Origin of the sequence: Paenibacillus sp. FSL H7-0942 (genome assembly GCF_045040715.1) — a bacterium.
GTDB lineage: Bacteria > Bacillota > Bacilli > Paenibacillales > Paenibacillaceae > Paenibacillus > Paenibacillus amylolyticus.
This window is the reverse complement of the sequence record NZ_CP150279.1, coordinates 4,710,955-4,726,053: the sequence shown is the minus strand read 5'-3', so window position 1 is coordinate 4,726,053 and position 15,099 is coordinate 4,710,955. Positions and strand designations below refer to the sequence as shown.

At 40.4% G+C, this 15,099-nt stretch carries 15 protein-coding genes; 13 read left to right on the top strand and 2 right to left on the bottom strand.

Going from position 1 to position 15,099, the window contains the following annotated elements; all coding sequences use genetic code 11:
• Position 1: 1 nt before the first annotated feature.
• The 9 genes from MHI48_RS21025 (at position 2) to MHI48_RS20985 (ending at position 11,966) form a co-directional block, all read left to right on the top strand.
• On the top strand, positions 2-1,033 hold the full coding sequence (locus tag MHI48_RS21025; RefSeq protein ID WP_074095819.1) for an iron ABC transporter permease: 1,032 nt from the start codon (positions 2-4) through the stop codon (positions 1,031-1,033).
• A gap of 44 nt (positions 1,034-1,077) precedes the next feature.
• A complete protein-coding gene (locus MHI48_RS21020; protein WP_076328068.1) occupies positions 1,078-2,793 on the top strand; it encodes an ABC transporter ATP-binding protein in 1,716 nt (571 codons plus the stop codon).
• Positions 2,794-3,029: 236 nt separating this feature from the next.
• The gene (locus tag MHI48_RS21015; protein ID WP_076328067.1) at positions 3,030-3,359 is read left to right on the top strand and encodes a hypothetical protein; all 330 of its coding nucleotides are present in this window, start codon (positions 3,030-3,032) and stop codon (positions 3,357-3,359) included.
• A 1,293-nt stretch (positions 3,360-4,652) separates the two neighbouring features.
• Entirely contained in the window at positions 4,653-6,767 is a 2,115-nt protein-coding gene (locus tag MHI48_RS21010) for an AAA family ATPase (RefSeq protein ID WP_076328066.1), read from the top strand.
• 341 nt (positions 6,768-7,108) lie between these two features.
• Complete coding sequence (locus MHI48_RS21005) at positions 7,109-7,414, top strand: hypothetical protein (protein WP_076328064.1); 306 nt, start codon at positions 7,109-7,111, stop codon at positions 7,412-7,414.
• A 294-nt stretch (positions 7,415-7,708) separates the two neighbouring features.
• The gene (locus MHI48_RS21000) at positions 7,709-8,905 is read left to right on the top strand and encodes a DUF4214 domain-containing protein (RefSeq protein WP_076328063.1); all 1,197 of its coding nucleotides are present in this window, start codon (positions 7,709-7,711) and stop codon (positions 8,903-8,905) included.
• A gap of 770 nt (positions 8,906-9,675) precedes the next feature.
• A complete protein-coding gene (locus MHI48_RS20995) occupies positions 9,676-10,788 on the top strand; it encodes a hypothetical protein (protein ID WP_076328062.1) in 1,113 nt (370 codons plus the stop codon).
• Between the two features lie 561 nt (positions 10,789-11,349).
• The gene (locus tag MHI48_RS20990) at positions 11,350-11,529 is read left to right on the top strand and encodes a ribbon-helix-helix protein, CopG family (protein WP_076328061.1); all 180 of its coding nucleotides are present in this window, start codon (positions 11,350-11,352) and stop codon (positions 11,527-11,529) included.
• Between the two features lie 143 nt (positions 11,530-11,672).
• Positions 11,673-11,966 (top strand): DUF6809 family protein, encoded by a 294-nt coding sequence (locus tag MHI48_RS20985; RefSeq protein WP_074095811.1) that lies wholly within the window; start codon positions 11,673-11,675, stop codon positions 11,964-11,966.
• 223 nt (positions 11,967-12,189) lie between these two features.
• On the opposite strand, the gene MHI48_RS20980 is transcribed toward MHI48_RS20985, so the two are convergent.
• On the bottom strand, positions 12,190-13,092 hold the full coding sequence (locus MHI48_RS20980; RefSeq protein ID WP_017687384.1) for a manganese catalase family protein: 903 nt from the start codon (positions 13,090-13,092) through the stop codon (positions 12,190-12,192).
• A gap of 261 nt (positions 13,093-13,353) precedes the next feature.
• On the opposite strand from MHI48_RS20980, the gene MHI48_RS20975 reads away from it, so the two are divergent.
• From MHI48_RS20975 to MHI48_RS20960, 4 genes are all read left to right on the top strand, one after another.
• Positions 13,354-13,662 carry a hypothetical protein gene (locus MHI48_RS20975; RefSeq protein WP_076328060.1) on the top strand — a complete coding sequence of 103 codons (309 nt, stop codon included), beginning with the start codon at positions 13,354-13,356 and terminating at the stop codon, positions 13,660-13,662.
• A 56-nt stretch (positions 13,663-13,718) separates the two neighbouring features.
• The gene (locus tag MHI48_RS20970; RefSeq protein WP_036614744.1) at positions 13,719-14,039 is read left to right on the top strand and encodes a DUF3889 domain-containing protein; all 321 of its coding nucleotides are present in this window, start codon (positions 13,719-13,721) and stop codon (positions 14,037-14,039) included.
• 192 nt (positions 14,040-14,231) lie between these two features.
• Positions 14,232-14,453 (top strand): hypothetical protein, encoded by a 222-nt coding sequence (locus tag MHI48_RS20965; RefSeq protein WP_076328059.1) that lies wholly within the window; start codon positions 14,232-14,234, stop codon positions 14,451-14,453.
• Positions 14,437-14,718, top strand: a complete 282-nt coding sequence (locus MHI48_RS20960) for a hypothetical protein (protein ID WP_076328058.1) — start codon at positions 14,437-14,439, stop codon at positions 14,716-14,718. The genes MHI48_RS20965 and MHI48_RS20960 overlap by 17 nt, the downstream gene beginning before the upstream one ends.
• A gap of 74 nt (positions 14,719-14,792) precedes the next feature.
• Here MHI48_RS20960 and MHI48_RS20955 read toward each other — a convergent pair whose 3' ends face one another.
• Positions 14,793-15,029, bottom strand: a complete 237-nt coding sequence (locus tag MHI48_RS20955; RefSeq protein WP_017687389.1) for a DUF3892 domain-containing protein — start codon at positions 15,027-15,029, stop codon at positions 14,793-14,795.
• Positions 15,030-15,099: the final 70 nt, after the last annotated feature.

Genomic DNA, 15,099 nt, shown 5'->3' with positions numbered 1-15,099 from the left:
GATGGAATCCTCAACAATAGTTGGAGCAGAGCGCAAGAAGAGAACCAAGAGCACGATTGTCCTCATTGTGCTTGCCCTATTAATTATTACGGCTTTTGTGGTGAGCATGAACACAGGTTTTACCAAGCTTTCGCCGCTTGAGGTGATGCGAACCCTGTTTGGTGGAGGCACGGCGAAACAGGAATTGATCCTGTTTGAATTCCGTCTGCCACGTATTGTGATTTCGGTGCTGGTCGGGGCCGGACTTGCGTTATCTGGTTGTATTTTGCAGGGCGTATCTCGGAATGCGTTGGCAGATCCGGGGATCCTCGGGATTAACGCAGGTGCTGGTCTGGTCGTCATGTTATTTGTTTCCTTTTTCCCAACAACGACAGCAGCGCCGGTATTTCTTTTGCCAATTCTGGCCCTGATCGGTTCCGGTTTTGCTGCATTTCTGATCTACATTCTCTCTTACAAAAAAGGAGAGGGTATCCTGCCTACGCGTATGTTGCTTACAGGGATCGGGGTAGCGGCGGGAATCAGTTCTGCCATGATTGTGCTTACATTACGACTTAGTCCGGAAAAATATCAATTTGTAGCTACTTGGATGGCAGGTAGCATCTGGGGTTCGAACTGGAAATTTGTAACGGCATTGCTTCCGTTTCTAATCATTCTTGTACCGCTTGTTCTGTATAAGGCACGTGTACTGAACGTACTGAATCTGGGGGACCAGACGGCAAGCGGACTCGGGACTCCGGTTGAGCGTGAGCGACTGATCTTGCTTGCGGCTGCGGTAGGGCTTGCCGGTTCTTGTGTATCTGTGAGTGGGGGGATCGGTTTTGTTGGTCTGATCGGACCGCATTTGGCGCGTCGTCTGGTGGGTCCAAAACATCAATTCCTGTTACCCGCGTCTGCACTGATCGGTTCATTGCTCGTACTGGTTGCAGATACGCTGGGTCGTGTCATCCTGCAGCCTTCGGAGATTCCTGCGGGGATTCTGGTTGCCATTATTGGTGCGCCATACTTCCTGTATCTCTTAAGCAAGACGAAATAGAACGTAATCATCATTGTGTGATTGCATAAGGAGGACTTCAGTCCATGCTTCGCCGTTTCTTTGCCTATTATAGGCCTTACAAAAAGCTCTTTATTCTTGACTTCAGTTGTGCGATTTTAGTCGCCCTGCTGGAGCTGGCTTTTCCACTAGCGGTCAACCGGGTAGTCGATGATCTGCTGCCAGGCGGCCGCTGGGACTGGATTCTATGGGCGTGTCTGGCATTGCTTGGCATCTACTTATTGAATTCATTCCTGAACTTCGTGGTTACCTATTGGGGACATAAGCTGGGGATTAACATTGAGACGGATATGCGTAAAAGTCTGTTTAATCATGTGCAGAAGTTATCGTTCCGTTTCTTCGATAATACAAAAACAGGACATCTTGTGTCCCGCATGACTAACGATCTGATGGATATCGGTGAGATTGCCCATCATGGTCCAGAGGATGTATTTATTGCGGTCATGACACTGATTGGTGCATTCAGCATCATGATGAGCATTAACGGAAATCTGGCGGTGTTAACCTTTATTATCGTGCCGCTGATTATCTATCTGTCGCTCTACTTTGGTAGCAAAATGTCCAAGGCATTCAGTCGAATGTTCGGAGATATTGCGGACTTCAACGCTCGTGTAGAGAACAATATTACAGGTATCCGTGTTGTTCAGGCTTTTGCTAATGAAGAGCATGAAAAAGCACAATTTGCTGTGAACAACGGTCGTTTCCGTCAGACCAAACTAATCGCATACAAAATCATGGCCTGGAACTCCTCTGTCAGTTATATGCTGATGAAGCTGGTATCCCTCTTTGTCCTGGTATGCGGAACTTGGTTTGTCATTCAAGGCAGTATGACCTACGGTCAGTTCATTGCATTTATTATGTTGTCCAATGTGTTCCTGACACCGATCCAGAAGATCAACTCGGTTATTGAGACGTATCCAAAAGGGATTGCAGGCTTCAAACGTTATACGGAGTTGCTTGATATGGAACCGGATGTGGAAGATCGTCCAGGAGCCGTTACGGTATCCCATTTGCGTGGAGATATCCGTTATGAGCAAGTGACCTTTGGTTATTCGGATCAGGAGCCTGTGCTCAAAGGTATTGATCTAAATGTACATGCAGGTGAAACGGTAGCCCTTGTCGGTCCATCGGGGGCAGGTAAAACAACGCTATGCAGTCTGCTGCCACGGTTCTATGATGTGCTGGAAGGTCGCATCACGATCGATGGGCAGGAGATACAGGACATGACGCTGGATTCCTTGCGCAGCCAGATCGGTATTGTACAACAGGATGTATTCCTCTTCGATGGAACCATTCGCGAGAATATTGCCTACGGTAAGCTGGATGCATCCGAAGAAGAAATCTGGATGGCTGCCAGACGTGCACAGATGGAACCATTAATTCAGTCCATGCCGGAAGGGCTGGATACGTTAATTGGTGAACGTGGTGTGAAGCTGTCCGGTGGACAGAAACAGCGTTTGTCCATTGCCCGTATGTTCCTGAAAAACCCACCAATTCTGATCCTGGACGAAGCCACATCCGCTCTGGATACAGAAACGGAAGCAGCCATTCAACAATCGCTGGCTGAGTTGTCCGAAGGCCGGACCACCCTGGTTATCGCCCACCGATTGGCTACGATCAAAAATGCAGACCGCATTATTGTCGTTGCCGAACAAGGCATTACGGAGCAGGGACGTCATGAAGAATTACTCGCTGCAGGTGGGGTGTACAGCCGCCTTCACTATGCGCAGTTTGGCGCGTAACCTATCCTATCCTATGTGGATGTAACAATGTAAATATGAGAAGTAACGCCATCGTTCTTGACTTGGAAGGAGTCAGGACGGTGGCGTTATTTTCTTTTTTATGATTAGGTGTGGGTCAGGGGTACTGTGCTCTTATCTACCTGTGATCATGGATATGGAAACGGGTAATATAGTAAAGAGAACGCTTAACGTGTAGGATATGTTCATCATCTTGCAAGATGTAGGAGGTACACGATATGCAGTTGAACGATATGCTGAAAATTCTTATAACCTGTCTATTATTTATTCTGATTTGGTGGCTACTGACTCAAGGGATTCGCAAACTTTCCAGTACTCGTGCGGGGTCCGGTTTCCAACGCTGGGGTGGATGGTCCATTGGACTTTTCATTGTTGGCGCGGTGCCACTCGGTTTTTCACTATACACAGAGATCTTTGATAAGCGCCTGGATGCCAACATCGGGTTGGGGCTTGCCATGTTTTTTGTATGGGCTTATTGTGTGATCTTGTTGTGTGCGGCGTTGGTGGTATGGGGAAGGTACGTGTATAAAGGAAGGAAGGGAAATTAATTCCGTAGACAGGTCGTTGGCTGCTCAGCGCCTGGTTGAGCTGTGGACTGATCAGCATTTTTAAAGGAACAGTTCCGTATTTATATAAAAAAACATTTAAGTTGTATTATGTATTAATTTATATTATATGGATTAAAGTTATTATTTGTAATTAATAAAAAACCTTAATAAAAGGAGTATTATAGATATAGCAACTTGAAACTGCGAGCCGTAATAATGAGCAGTATACCTATGATAAAGAAGCCGGTCGTTTGACGATGCAGTCAGACAAGGAAATCAATGCTATCAGCAGTGAGTATCAATATGAAACCCCAAGTCACGCAGGGCACGAAACAAGTGGGTTATGAGTACAAGGCTGACAATCTGCTGGTAGAGCGTTCCGAAAATGGTGTGAGCATCCGTTAGTACTATGATGATGAAGCTCAGATCATCGCTGAGGCCGAGGTACGTAACGGCACACCAGAACAGAAAGCAAACTATATTCGTGCAGCCAAGATGAAAGCCATTGCATATGCAGATGGTAGAAAGGCATATGTCCAAACGAACGGACACGGGGATATAACCGACTGCGTGATGCCAATGGTGTCCTGCTGAACAAGTATGAGTATGATGTCTGGAGCAATTTAGGAATCGAAAGAAGAGAAGGTACGCAACCCATTCCTGTACTCCGGTGAGCTGTGGGATGATACAACGCAGGTGTAGTATTTGCGGGAGAGATGGTACGATCCAAACACCGGAAGGTTTACAATGAGGATTCGTATGAGAGTGAACTGAACGATCCGTTGAGCTTGAATTTGTACGCATATGTGAAGAATAATCCAGTATTCTGTTTTTTTACGAGGTTAATTTAAAATATGGGAATCAGTAATAAATCGGTTTTAAAGGCCACCTTCTTAATCAAGAATGAAGGTGGCCTTTGGTATTACACCATATTTACGAGGAGAAATTGTTATGTCTCATGTCGCCAATGTTGTCGTCAATTATTTCGCTGTGCAGCTCTTTTGTCTTGTTCACATGATGAGGATTAACAGCGACTTAAATCTCTTGTCCTTGCAAGGAGGGGCTAACGGGAACGAGTAGTTTCCAGTAGATAGGTTTTTTGTCGTTGGAACACCTATCCTGTCTTCTAGCCTTAGGACAAATTGACCGATATTGTCTAAGGTTGTCTTGATTCCACGTGGTAATATTTGTATGATAAAAGGGTGTCAACATTAGTGTGCTGTGTAGGTGAGTGACAAATAATTTATATTTAAAATGCAAGCAAAACTTTGTATTCTCGGGAAGGAAGCAAAAATGAACATTAACATCCATAATTGCAATAATATTGACTCGGGTAATATACATATTGAAAATGGAAGACTGAACATCAAATATGCTATCAATGGCACTGGGAAATCAACGATTGCTCAAGCCATATCTTTACATGTTTCAGGGCAGTCACTCAAAGACTTACGCCCGTTTAAATATCTGAATGATGGAGAAGACGATCATAATCCAAGTGTTATGATATCTGATACCCTTCAAAGGGTAGCTGTTTTTAATGAGAAGTATATTGAAACCTATGCTTATCAAAAGGATGAGTTAGTAGCAAATAGTTTTGAGATATTTGTGAAGACGCCCAAATATGAAGAGCATATGCGAGCAATCTCTGAATTAATCTCAGGCATACAAACTGCTTTTCGTGACGATCCAGAACTTGATGCCCTAATTAATGATTTGACAACCTTTATTGAGGGCTTTGGTAAAACACAAAATGGATATTCAAAAACAAGCGAACTGGGCAAAACTATCGGAAAAGGTAATAAACTAGAAAATGTGCCTTCTGAACTTGCTCCATATGCTCCATATTTAAGAACCGTCGGAGTGAATTTGAAATGGTTGAAGTGGCAAACCGAAGGGAAAGACTACTTGGAGATTACTGATAAATGTCCTTATTGCGTATCCACTATTTCAACGCCTAAAGAAACAATTTTAAAAGTAAGTCAAGAGTATGATACTAAATATCTTTCTGCGTTAAGTAAACTGCTTGATGTGTTTACTTCTTTAGAAGCTTATTTTTCAGAATCCACAAAAGAAGCCGTTCAAATTATATCAAGAAATGCTACTGGTATAACACCAGAGCAAGTTGAATTCCTTAAACGCTTAAAAGAAGAAGTAATTACATTAAGAGATAAATTAATAGGTCTAAAGAACCTAGGTTTTGCTTCATTAAGCAATGTGGATCGTGTAGCTGATGCATTGCGTGAAAATAAAATTGAATTAGCCTTTTACCCTCAGTTAGAGAGTGACTATACAAAATCTAAAATAGAAACAATTAATGCTTCACTAAACGATGTAATTACTGTTGCAGGCCAGTTACAAGGACAGGTTGCTCAGCAGAAAATAGAAATAAGAAAGACTATAGAAAAACATAGTAAAGAAATAAATGGGTTTCTTGAATCCGCAGGTTATCAATACAAAGTTTCAATTGTTCAATCAACAGGAGAAACTTATCGGTTAATTTTGACTTTTACAGATCAAAGTAGTGGTATTCAAAATGTTAAAGACCATTTAAGTTATGGAGAGCGGAATGCTTTCGCCTTGGTATTGTTTATGTATCAAACGCTCAAAGAGAATACAGATTTCATTATATTGGATGACCCTATATCTTCTTTTGACAACAATAAAAAATTTGCAATTATTTCTATGCTTTTTAGAGGTGCAAATTCATTTCAGGGAAAAACCGTATTAATGTTAACTCATGATTTCGAGCCAATCATTGATATTGTTTGTACTCTGCGACATATCTTCTCACCTGCAGCAAAAGCATACTTCATTTCAAATATTAACGGAACGCTAGATGAAAAAGGTATTACAAATGCAGATGTCAAATCTTTTGTGTCAGTATGTGAAAGTAATATTGCTGATTCCTCTGATATAGTTCATAAACTAATATATTTAAGGCGACTTCTTGAAATCAATAATCAGAAGGATGCAGCTTGGGAATTGCTTTCCAATATATTTCACAAAGGAAGGGAAGTTCCTAAAACCAAAAATGAAGATGAAAATCTCAGAGATATGACTGCTGACGAACTTGTACAATCAACCGCAATGGTTAAAGAGTACATCCCTGAATTTGATTATCCAACTGTATATGCACGTACCCAAAGCATTACTGAAATGGTTGCATTATATCGTTCATCTGCTAGTGGTTATGAAAAGGTTCAAATCTATAGAATGTTGAAAGATGGTGAAATGGAGCGCGGGAGTGCAATGAAAAAATATGTTGACGAAACATTTCATGTTCAAAACGACTATTTATTTCAACTAAACCCAAGAGAATACAAAGTTGTACCACAATACATTCTCAACTATTGTGATAATGAAATTAGTGAAATTGAAGAATGTTTGATTCAACCAGTTTTGTGATTTTAAAAGATGAGGGGCTTTTTGGACACTACTAACCTCGCTATGAAGTTAATTAAATAACAAGATTTTCACCAAAGGAAAATTCTAAAACGGAGGGAAAAGTAGTATGGGTTTTATTTTTACTCTTCTTGGTGGATTCACAGCCTTTAGATTATGGGAAGAACATATGGTTTTATCTATTATTGTAATTGTGTTGAGTCTTTACCAAGCATCAACACTATTTAACATGAATCGAAACATTGAAACTGTATGGGAAACACTTCTTAACATGATTGCTTCTTTTGCTATATTAGCGATATTCATCATATCATTCTTTATTTGACTATAGGAGGCAATGTAATATGTCAGTTACGTCGGAAATACTAGAGGAATTAAGGTATACTGTGACACACTACAAAAGGAATCTTAGGGAAGCAGAATCTAAAGAGAATATTTTGACCGGCTGGTTAAGCCTAGAAAGCAAAGACAAGTCAGTTCTTTACAATATTAAAAATGAAAGATATATAAAAGAAACACTCGAAAATAGAGCTGAACAGCATTACAATGAAGCGCATCGTTTATTCGACAGACACAAAGATGATTTTGAGCCTAATGAGCTGAAAGAAGCCGAAGCGTTGATGAATAAGCTTGAAGAGTTTTCGAATTAGTGTTTCTACAATTAAAAAAGGATTTAAGGGACAAGAATATATCAACACGATGCCGCTAATATTAGTGGCATTTTTAGAGAGTAATGAGCTAAGTGAAGCTGTTATTAAAGTCGCTAGTATTTGCGGCTTTTTGTTTTGTATACCTTGGGTTGCTGGCTGGGGTTTCTGAAATGAGCATTCTGAAAGTTAAATCTGCAAGCTCATTATCAAATATTCCTTCGCTTAAATGTCTAAAGACAAGAACATAATACGATATTTTTCTGGGGATAGTAATACGAAAGGAGGGTTAAATAATTGAAAACAACAAATATAAGAAGAACAAATGGTGGAGATCTTGCCACTGAGGGAATGTTGTTTTGTGCAACACCAGATCAATCAAACTTCATCCCTTATGGAACGGTTTGGGAACAATCTACACTACGCTTTAAAATCGAAAAATTTAGTACTGCGATTACGAGTAGTGCACAAACCAATGATATAACTAACGCATTTAACGCTTGGTCTGCTGTTGTACCATTAACTTTTATTGATGTTACAGGCACAACACAAATTGCTGACTTTAATATAGGATTTTATGTTAAAGATCATGGTGATGGAGCGGCTTTTGATGGTACTGGCCGGACAGTTGGAGGCAAGGTTGTAAATACCTTAGCACATGCTTTTTATCCATCCGTTGGGAAGATTCATTTTGATGATGATGATAATTGGACTACATTTAACTTATTTGTTGTTGCGCTGCATGAAATCGGACATGCATTAGGGCTAGAACATTCTTCGATTCCAAATACAGTTATGAACAAATATTACAATGCGGCGATGATTAATTTATCAAACGATGATATCTCCGGAATTAGGTTTGTGTACAAAAAGCATATCTGGGTTGCATCGTTATACAGAGATATTCTAGGTCGTCGATTTGATGTTGAAGGACTTGATGGATGGATTAAAGCACTCTACAAAGGTAAGGGTATAATTGATATCTCACGTGGCTTCGTTTATTCGGAAGAATCCTCAAATATAGAAATTAGTAAGCTCTATCACTTAATTCTCGAACGTGAAGCTGAACCAGCAGGATTAGCTTCTTGGGCGAAAGAATACCGAACAGCAATGAGTTTACAACAGATTATGATTCACTTTTTTAATAGTCCTGAATACAAAAACAATTACCCTGAAAACAACATTTTTATTAATTCCTTATATACAAAGCTGCTAGATAGAGAACCTGATCCGTCAGGCAAAGAATTTTGGATGCAAAAAATGATAAATGGAATGTCACGGTCTGAAGTAGCAGCGGGTTTTATTAAATCGGAAGAATATTGTAGAAAGCTATCTAAAAGCATGTATCAACATTTTCTTAGAAGGGAACCTGAAGAAGCTGGGTGGAAAGTTTGGACTGACCAATTACAGAATGGATTGTATTATCAAGAATTAGTCGTCGGATTTGTTACATCTAAGGAATATCAACAAAATACACAGGGTTGGTGGAACTGAGATCTATCCTTACGCCTAAACATATATGAAGCTTTCAAGAAAGAAACGTCAACAAAACAACAAAGAAGAAGTCGCTATTATAGCGGCTTTTTAATTTATCGTTACAGAGAAGAGGGGCTTAACTTATTTCGGAACTTGAGCACAAAGAAGCTCTGACTCAGGTGGACCTATTAGAAGATGAAAATAGTCCTGATGAAGCAAGCTATATTCAGTACTACGTTTAAGATTATGTAAGCAGTAAAGCATTTTATTTTCTTGTGCACGGCAGGTTAGTAAAATGGTAGAGTTATCTAAATTAGAATCATGATGGAGATCAAATTGCTAGAAATGAATTGTCCAGATTGAGTTTTCGAAGCCGTTAATCTGAAAAGATCGACGGTTTTTGTGTTTTACAGTGAACCGTCAGGAATATGAAGGGAAATATACGGAAAACGGTACAAGTTCAAGTGTCCAGGGACAAGGATATATCCCTTAGAAAGTAAAAATGTGTTAATTTATATCCATATCATCTAAAATAGTTCATTATTTATAACTGTTTTTCCGATATACAGAGTATAAAAGAGAGGGGATATAAAATTAGACAAATATAGATTAATGCAGATTTTACATTCTTTAATGTTTGTAATACTTTGAAAACTCAATAAAGTCGAGGGCAATCCACTTTCTAGCTTGTATTATTAAGTGATTATGGTTAAATAATATATCCGGTAACACCAAATTTATTACAGGTTTGATATCAGTATCACTTATTAAGGTCGGAGGAAAAAGTTATGAAACACATACATAATAAATTTTTTGAAGAAAATCCGAATGAACATAGTAATTTAGATGAGCATAAGGCATTATTATTCTTGGAGAACGAAAAACTTCTACAAAATTTTATAAACTCATATGGTGAGGAATTTAAACAAATAACAGGTGAGCATGACGCAGAGACAGCTGTTAGAAAGAGATTAAACGAAGTTGGTGAAATTCTGCTTGAAAGATATCCTGTATTCAGCAATGATACATTAGTTGATGACATTATTTGTACATTTATAGAGAATGCAGACCAAGAAACAAAAAGTAAGCTTAAACAGATATACTTTGGTAAAAAACTAACCACAGATGATGCTAATGCAATAGCACATAATTCCGATCCGAACTACGATGGTTTATTAATTACATCCAACCTTAGATTCGATACTGTTTTAATGCTTCTCTCTGATATTTTTGCTGCTCTTTGTACTTTAAGAGTTCATATAGATGATGATCTTTCTCTATCGAGATTGTTAGTGATGAAATTAAGAGCTTTAGTAGATTTAAATGAGATCAGTATTGGTTTAGAAACTCAATTGCCTAATAAAAAGCATAGAGACTATTTTCAATTTGTGTACTGGAAGACCTTTGGTTCTGCACAGACTTTTGTGGTTGGGCATGAAGTTGCGCACCATTTGCTTAATCACACGAGTGGGAGTGAACCTTGGAAATTTTCAGGGTTCCCATCACAGAACATTTATCATGATTCAGAATTTTCAGCTGACGACTTAGCTTTAGATTTAATGTTTAATGTAGGAATTGATTATAAAGAAATTGACATAGATTTTGATTGTTTGATGGGTCCGATTATAAACATGATATTAATTTCAATGCAAGCTATTGATCCAACTGAACCAAGTGAACAACACCCTGCACCGTTAGACCGACTTAAAAGGATACTAGATTATTCCAAAGAAACATTCTCAACAATGCAATACGATCTTATACGTTCGAACACAAGAGAACTCCTTGAACTAATAAATGCAATTAATCATTTTTGGGACAAAAGATGGTGGGATGATTTAGATCTTATAGTCTACAAAAAAAGAAAGTCTAAGGAAAATTTGAAGTTGGATTCCAATTAATTAATCAAAATTTTGAGCCATTAATCTGATAATGATTAATGGTTTTCTGTTAGAAGCAGGCTAGAGGTTATATTCTTGATTATACTATCACAGGAAATTATTAGATCTTAAAGTCCTAAACGAACTCCCTGCTGTAGAATTAGCCTGAGCAATCGCCACATTTCGTTCTAACTCTTCAGCTAGCTGCTGACGATATCTTTGACATGATGAACAGAGAGTAATCAATGCCCAGGGCGAGAGCAAACATCACCGCAAGCCTAATGGAGAAGGATATAAGAAAGGTTACCCAAACGTTCAACCAACGAAAAACGATAGCTCAGAATAGGATGGGGATATAATAATGCTCACATGGTTCTTTCAAGGTTAGTCAACTAAGAACTGGCTGGCCTCTTTAGTTAATCTAAAGTCATCTGTTCACTAGGTGTTAACTTTGGAGTACACAAAAGTACATTGTGGGGCGCACAAACCATAACAAAAGAAATCATGTCTTGCGAATAAATTGACTTTTTGTGCCAACAACAACTATACTATTATTGTTGGCACAAAAAGTGAGGTGAAGCAATGTCCGCCAAGAAGATGGGACGTCCGCTATCTGACAATCCCAAAAGCGAAACTATCAAAATTCGTGTTGATCAGGAAATTATGAACAAGCTCGATATTTCGGCTGAGAAGCTGAATACGAATCGATCAGACATCGTTCGCAAAGGGATTGAGAAGATTTACGACGAACTCCAAAAATAAAAAAGGAAGCAGCGCTAGTCCCACGAAGAACACGCTGCTTCCTATCCCGCAATCACTTGTTGAATGAGCGACTGCATAAATATCCTACCATGTGCAGAACGTTCATTCAAGTGAGGTGCGAATTGATATACAGGAGGATGCACATGAATTCGATATTAGAAGCATTATATAATGGACGACTTCGACCGGATGAGATGATGATGCCGACACATCCTGAATACCAAGCGTTAGGACGGCAGATTGCAGCTCTGACAGAGCAGTGGAAGAATCGATTAAGCGAGGAAGAATTCCGTGAGCTTGAACAGTTATTTGACTTGTGTGGCAGATGTGAGGGCATGCATACGGAAGCAGCGTTTGCACAAGGTTTTCGCCTGGGTGCCAATATGTTGATTGAAGTCATGAGTCAGCGTGAGGAATCGGTGTTGGAATTTAACTAAGTTTAACGATGTGAGCAGAGATTCGGTTTACTTTTACAGCTAAATTCTCAGGAAATGACGTGCATCCAACATACTTATTTTGCATCATAAAATTGTATCAAAAATTTAGTATAACAAAGCCCTCGAATCCTCTCTGCATTCAGCAGCAGGGTTCAAGGGCTTCACTTAAACATAGAGTTAACAATTTATATATAGGGAAAGAACCTGTTAAACCAATTGTTCCTTAATCCGCAATATTCCCCGCCATCTTCAGACGACGTGCAATCTCTTTGAAGTCTTCTTGCGATATACCTGGTGCGAATTCTTCCTCGACCGCAGGGGCTTCTGGAATCGGGAATCCTTCAGGTATCCCTTGGATGACTTCAAGAGGTTGTCCATCTTCGGGGTGAGTTCCTTTCCAGATCTGACCGATCGTGTTGAAATCTTTATCACTATAGGTGTACAGCTTGGTGTGTACCCCTTTTTCTTCATATTTGCGAGCCTCGTTGAAGGCTTTGTTGTTCAGTGAAGGAATAGGAACCAGCTTGGTCACATTTACGCCAGTTGCAATCTCAAGCGCCTTTGCATAAGCAACCACATGCACACCACCGCGAACAAGCAGGTAACCAACCACTTCCCGGGCGGCCGGATGATCCGTCATTTCATACACTTTCATTTTATGGGTACGGGCGCCACATTCTAGGAAGAAGTTATGCAGCAGGTCCTCGACCAAGTTGCCACTGTTGAAGACGTTTGCTCCCGTCCAGGGATTACCCATAGAGTCGAAAGGCATTGCGCCTTGTGCTCCTGCAAGATAGTGATACGACAGACGAGCATCCTTCACGGAACCTAGCGGTGTATCGTCCGGTTCTTTGTATTCTGTAGAACCCCGCAGACAGTGATTGATGCCATGAGACACGAGCTCAACATGACCCAATTCTTCGGCCGTAATACTCATGACCAGGTCATAAAAGGGCTTCAACTTTTCTTTGGATCGAAAATTAAACGATTGATAGAGGTAGTTGTTCAACGTTGACATTTCTCCGAATTTGCCGCCGAGTAATTCTTGTATGGCTGCCGCAGCATTCGGATCTGGCTTCTCGACATTGGGAATCTCAATTAGGATTTCATCCAAGCGTTTGAACATTCGGGTGTAACCTCCTCAAATTGGTATTGCAGATCGTGTAGAATTTCAGATCGTTAAGTCACTCTGTCATGGCCTATTACACGTCTATTGGTTTTTTTAAACAAAAAATCAACCAAATGGGACTTAAGCATCGCATAACGCATGCCTAAACTCTTCTCCCATTTGTTATTTCCAATATGGTGAATTTTATGTATAATCAAACATTCAAACGAGTCTTCACGTACAAGAGAAGAGAGTCATGAATCCATAAAGGAGTAAGAGATGAACAAGCGTTGGATACAAAAAGTTGGGATTGTAATGTTTCTAATGATTCAGATGTACATAAGCAGCGAGCCTGCCACAGCATATGTCGTTACAAACGAAGTTCAGGTGGATGAAGAAACACGGCAGTTACTTGAAAAGAAATACGGATTGGATCGTCCTCAGGAACCACAGACTCAACAACACGTTCTCTCGGGTGACTGGGGAATGAGTTTCCGGACGGAGCCTCCTGATTCGTTTGACCGACTTGTTCATGTGGTTCCTTTTTCCCTACGGCCACTGGCATGGATCTTTCGTTTATTCGTGTAAAATGAAACCCGGACGGGCAATATAACAGAAACATATTGTCCCAAGGAGTGAGTGAAATGAGAATGCTCATCGTTACCGTCATGTCGGTAGTTCTGAGCTTAGCCGGAATTACATCAGGCACAGGCGCCGCCATCCCTGATTATGCGAAGTGGGGAATTATTGCGGTCAAAGAAACACAGACCAAGTATAATGTGGATATTTTGGACTATAAGCATATCGGTCGCACCTCTCTAACAGCGGATCAATCACGGGAACAGTTCAAGCTATGGGTTCGTGCTAAAGACGGCAAGCAATTCGCAGTTTATGTGAATGTCGATTTTAATCCATCTACACAGCAATTAAAGAAAGTACAATTTTCGGAATCGGATCGACACTGATCCGTTGCTGAACTGGGTCAGTACAAGTCATGTTTTCATATTAGCTATACTATGGGTTGAACCAGACTGCCTTAATTATTAAGGCAGTCTGGTTTTTTTATTTTACAAAATCCTTTTTTTACTATTGAATAAAGAACTTATGTTCGCATATAATATAAAATACAAACAAACGTTCTTATCGGAGGGATGATTATGCTAGGGAAATATATTGGCCAGATGGTGGAGCTTGTCTACATGGATCGTGCAGGGCAGATAACGCAGCGACAGATTCGAATTAACAGTGTACGTGGCGGGATGATTAGAGCATCAGCGGGAAAAGAAGGCTCACCCCGAACCTTTCTGGAGCAAGGTATTCTGGCATGGCGTCCTGTTAAGGACCTTAATGGGGAGGTAAAGTATGCTGAACGACTTTGAACGCAAGATTTTACGTATTATGGTGAACTATGCAGGACAACGGCGCAGGCTGCCGCGTATGGATGAACTGGAGACCAAGACGGGACGAAGCAAAGCTTACATTCATGAGTCATTGCTGGAGCTTGAACGCACCGGGCACATCGCGTGGGAGAACCGATCTAGTCTTGAAGGGATACAGATTTTGCAGGCATGGGAACAGGCACAACAGCCGATTCGCAAAAGCCAACCTTCCGGTGATTCCGTAAAATATTTTACGGACTATTAATTCTAATAAGAAAACGCCAACCCGGATATCCGGATCGGCGCTTACTGTGTCACACATACGACATGTGCATCTATTTAGAAATGGGGAAGTTGGTCCAGGTTGTTGGTTGGGTCACCGTCGGCATCGCCGCGAATGTACATTTCGCCATCCTTGCCTTTAAATACATTCACACCGGCAATAGCGCCAGCCTTTACTTCTGCAAGTGCCTGCTGATAATCCAGTACACGTCCTGCTGAAGTCTGAAAGGCTGTCAGGTCACCGTCACCATTTTTCTGTACTGCTGTGAAACTCTCGCGTGTTGTTTGATCCATGATGTCACACTCTCCTTATATGACGAGATAGGAATCTGCTTACCTGATTAGCCTATCCGAATTCATCGGA